We start from the raw sequence: 4,107 nt of genomic DNA, 5'->3' as shown, positions 1-4,107 counted from the left end.
AGCCTTTACATCTACCGGTGCAATCTTGGTACTGTTTATCCTCCTTGTAATTATTTCTAAGACTATCTTGCTATAAAATGAGAAGGGCGTTTTGCTTGGAAGCTTGAGGATGTTCTTCCACTGAGTTATATCAGCCTTAATCTGGTGTAGCCCAGGGGTTCAATTTCCTTCACCGGCATATCTAAGAATGGAATAACGGCGCGGTTTTCGGGGATCCCGGAACCGCGCCGTTTGTCTTGAAATCACCTATCTTCCAATATCCTTCTAGCCTTTATTCAAGTAAAGTGAGGTTTCGGTCGTAATCCCGACCTCTTGCACGTTTCAAGAATGGAGTCGCCGATCTCTCGAAGGGCTGCTTCTTGTAAGTTGGGGAGAACAGGTGAATAAGTATCCAGTGTAACATTAATCGAGGAATGACCCAGGCTCTCTTGTGTGATATTTGGGTGTACACCGAAGATGAGAATCGCCCCGAAGACTGTACGTCAATATACGTGCAGACAGGTTGCAATGCTTACCTTTAGGTAAGTACGTGAACTAAAAGTGCATACTTACGCGATGGCGTGATGGGAGGTATAACTCAAGTCCTAAATCTGATTCAAACATGGAGGATACACCATTGAAAACACTTGTTGTCGTTACGCACCCAAACATCGAAACATCCGTTGTTAATAAACGCTTGATCGAAGAACTCCATAAATATCCAGACAAATATACGGTACATGAGCTGTACAAAGCCTATCCCGATGAAAAAATCAACGTGGAAAAGGAACAACAACTAAATGAAGCGCATGATAAGCTCGTCTTACAATTCCCTGTCTACTGGTTTAGTAGTCCGCCTCTGCTTAAAAAGTGGCTGGACGAAGTATTTAACTTACGGATGGGCATATGGCTCGAAGAGTGATAAATTAAGAAATCGTAAAATCGCATTAGCTGTAACTGCCGGAGGAAGTGAAAAAGACTTCAGTGAAGATGGTAAACTCGGCTACGGGCTGGACTGTATTTTATCTCCCTTTGACACGACTTTTATTTACTGCAACGCTGACTATCGTTCCTTCTATGCCATTTATGGTACGGAATCTGAGACGGTAGGAAGTACGGATTATTTAAAAAAATTGGACATCAGTTCGCAAGGCTATGTTGAATTTATCGATAATATGTAATTAGAATTGAAACAAAAAGCAGCATTTTCATTAATGGAAATGCTGCTTTTGTCATAAGTCGTGGCTAAATCGTAAACGGTACTGTTATCTCTTGCGCGGCTGGAACGGAATTTTTCTCTCCCCAAGTGCACATCATATCCAGCACCGGAATAAGCGATTGGCCCTTCTCAGTCAAGGAATACTCAACTTTAGGGGGAATCTGGGGGAATTCCTCGCGCCTGACGAGACAGTCCGCTTCCAGTTCTTTCAACATAATACTTAACGTCTTAAAAGGTATTGTACCGATACCCCGTTGCAGTTCATTGAATCGCACGATCTTGTTTTCAGAGAGATAGTAGAGAATAGTCATTTTATATTTACCACTAATGATAGACAAGGTGTAGCCGAAGCTAGTGTCCTTCTGGTGAATGCCAGGTGGTATACAGATTTCATCACTCATGGGCTATTACCCTCCTTCAGAAAATATAACGAAAAGGCAAACGCCTATTGCTTCTCCGTACTCAGATCTCGACTTTATTATGTTTTACAACCGGCTATCAAGTCATCCTGCGAGCAACGAACCCACTATATCATTTTAAAACAATTAGTTCAAAGCACTCGTGGCTAACTATCCATCGGTCGGTTTTTCTGTCGGCGAAGCGGGCTACTTTGGTTGGAAATCAAAAGTGTCAAGCGGATAGTCTAAGCGACGAATTGATGTTTTTAATGTAATTTTCATGTGAGCATCATCTTATTTTCAGGTTCAAGGTTTATATTGAAGACACCAAACACCCCCCAGTGTTTTGTGGTATAAATCTCTCAGGTCTTGCCAACTCCCATGGTAAGGCCTATTTTTTTGTTCGCTAATGGAAATGGGGGGGAGGGGGACAGCCTCTACGCGGCTTTACTTAATCTGATACTGCTCTTCATAGCTCTTAAAAGATGAAATATCCAGACCGAGATATCTGCGCATATGAATTGCAGCTTGGGCAGCGACAATGTCGTTTAATAGCAGCATTCGTTCATGGTATCCACGACATATAAATTTGGCTTCGATCCCTGCATTAAGTCTGTTCTGCTCATAAACCTTGATTCCCCGTTTTCTCATCTCTGAACGAACATCTCTTAAATCTGTTGTAGCAACTGCTGCGGCTGTTTCAAGAACCTCCAGATAGGGGGCGGGTGTTCGTAAATGTGCAGATAGAATGGCGGAGTCCCGTTCGAAAGCTGATAAAATCATCGGAAGCAATAAATAAGATTTCACCAGCATATTGTCCCTGCTTTCAGCTCTATGCATGAATCTCATCACCCCTAATGGGAACGTATATTCGTATTCTACCCCGATATTCCAAAAATAATCAATGGCATTTCTAAACAGCTAGTTCAATGTGATTAAATTCACAACTAAATTAGAAAGAATAAAATATATTAAAATTGTAATAATAAAAATTAATGCTTCAGACTTATATAAAGGGAGAATTAGGATGAAAGAGGAAGGAAGTCTCGCCCGTGGAATGGTATTTGGTTTGATTCTAAGTATTCCATTATGGATATCGATATTAGGTTGGATAAAGTTACTTTAAAATTGAAGGAAAACCTTTGTGTGAAGCGCCTTTTGGCGCTTTTTTTGTGCTTGCTTACGCGTGTAAATATCAAAAGGAATTGATTGACAATTGTGGGGATGGAGCGCTAAACTATTGTTAGTTCCAAAGTATTAAAAGTCATAGACCATTATTTAATAGGATGCTTAAGCTACTAGTTCTAATTTGCAAAGGCTATACATATATAATCATGATAATAGCAAACCGCCTGAAAGGGTGGGACGCAAAGTTCAGGAGTCTAAAGTGTCTAAAAGACACTATGACCGTCCGACTGCCATGAGAAGGGAATTCTACTTCTTTTTTGGCGGTCTTTTTTTGTTATTAGGTTCTTTAGAGTTCTGGTAATTATTCTGTTTAATTATAAATCATAGTTTTAGGAGGTGCGCATTTTGAAAAGAAGAATGAAACCGTTGCTCTCATTAGTAATAGCGGGGATTTTGATGGTGGGTAGTGGGCTTTCTGGAGGTGGTTATTTGGTCAGTGCGGCAGGGCCTGTGCTTCCGTATATTCCTACACCTGTGTTAGGCATTGCAGGAAATTTTAATACTTTTATCCTTGGTGACTTCAATCAATCTAATGATCAGGTTCACGGGCGCCTGGCGGCCAAAGGTAATATTACTTTGCAGAATTACGGCGTATCCAAGGATAATCCAGGTGGAGATGTCCTTATTGCTGGCAATGACATCACTTTTACTAATGGGACTGTTCATGGAGCATCCGTTCATGGTGGTGTTTTTATCAGAAACGGTGTAGATCTTAAAGAACCAGCGAGAAAAGGGACACCTATTGATTTTGATTATGAAGAGCAATATCTTATTGGACGTTCTAATGAATTCTCTTCACTTGCTACAGTCGGAACTTTCAAAAAGGAATATGGGAAAATAACAATTGATGCTCCGGAATCATTTAACGTTCTTAATCTAAGTGCTGCTGATTTCGTTGGTGCTAATGGCTTACAGTTTAATATTGCAAATAACGCCACAGTTATCGTTAACGTTAGCGGAAGTTCAGTTGAAATTCCAAGCTTTCAAATTTGGGGAGGCAGCCCTAACAAGGTATTATTTAATTTTTATGAAGCTAGCACTGTAAACATTGGAAGTTTAACAATAGAAGGAACTATTCTAGCTCCGCTTGCAAAAGTAACTTATAATTCCGGAGAACTGCATGGGACATTGATTGCGAAAGGATTTGCTGGTGGTGTGCAGATGCATTGGTATCCATATGAAGGGGTAGAGTCGCCTCCTACGCCGACGCCAACAGTGACGCCGACACCAACAGTGACACCAACGCCGACCGTTGCACCGACACCAACGCCGACCGTGACACCGACACCAACGCCGACCGTAGCACCAACACCAACGCCGACC

General features: G+C 41.4%; 3 protein-coding genes, 2 pseudogenes and 1 riboswitch. Of the genes and pseudogenes, 3 read left to right on the top strand and 2 right to left on the bottom strand.

From position 1 onward, the window contains the following. Both CA598_RS33245 and CA598_RS31185 read left to right on the top strand, forming a co-directional pair. Positions 1 to 76 (top strand): annotated as a pseudogene (locus CA598_RS33245) (YjcZ family sporulation protein); the annotation flags it as partial. Between the two features lie 540 nt (positions 77 to 616). Then, positions 617 to 1,160, top strand: a pseudogene (locus CA598_RS31185) (NAD(P)H-dependent oxidoreductase). 64 nt (positions 1,161 to 1,224) lie between these two features. Here the strand turns inward: CA598_RS31185 and CA598_RS31180 are convergent. After that, positions 1,225 to 1,599: a winged helix-turn-helix transcriptional regulator gene (locus CA598_RS31180; RefSeq protein ID WP_094879013.1), complete on the bottom strand. Its 375-nt coding sequence runs from the start codon at positions 1,597 to 1,599 to the stop codon at positions 1,225 to 1,227. 444 nt (positions 1,600 to 2,043) lie between these two features. Next, on the bottom strand, positions 2,044 to 2,436 hold the full coding sequence (locus tag CA598_RS31175) for a YhjD family protein (protein WP_094874463.1): 393 nt from the start codon (positions 2,434 to 2,436) through the stop codon (positions 2,044 to 2,046). A 492-nt stretch (positions 2,437 to 2,928) separates the two neighbouring features. Then, a riboswitch (cyclic di-GMP riboswitch) is annotated at positions 2,929 to 3,019 on the top strand. A 110-nt stretch (positions 3,020 to 3,129) separates the two neighbouring features. On the opposite strand from CA598_RS31175, the gene CA598_RS31170 reads away from it, so the two are divergent. Continuing rightward, positions 3,130 to 4,107 (top strand): choice-of-anchor A family protein (locus CA598_RS31170; protein WP_094879012.1); only part of this gene is annotated, 978 nt, incomplete at its 3' end.

Source organism: Paenibacillus sp. VTT E-133291, from assembly GCF_002264395.1.
Taxonomy (GTDB): Bacteria; Bacillota; Bacilli; order Paenibacillales; family Paenibacillaceae; genus Paenibacillus_AQ; species Paenibacillus_AQ nitricinens.
This window is presented reverse-complemented; position numbering and strand designations above follow the sequence as displayed.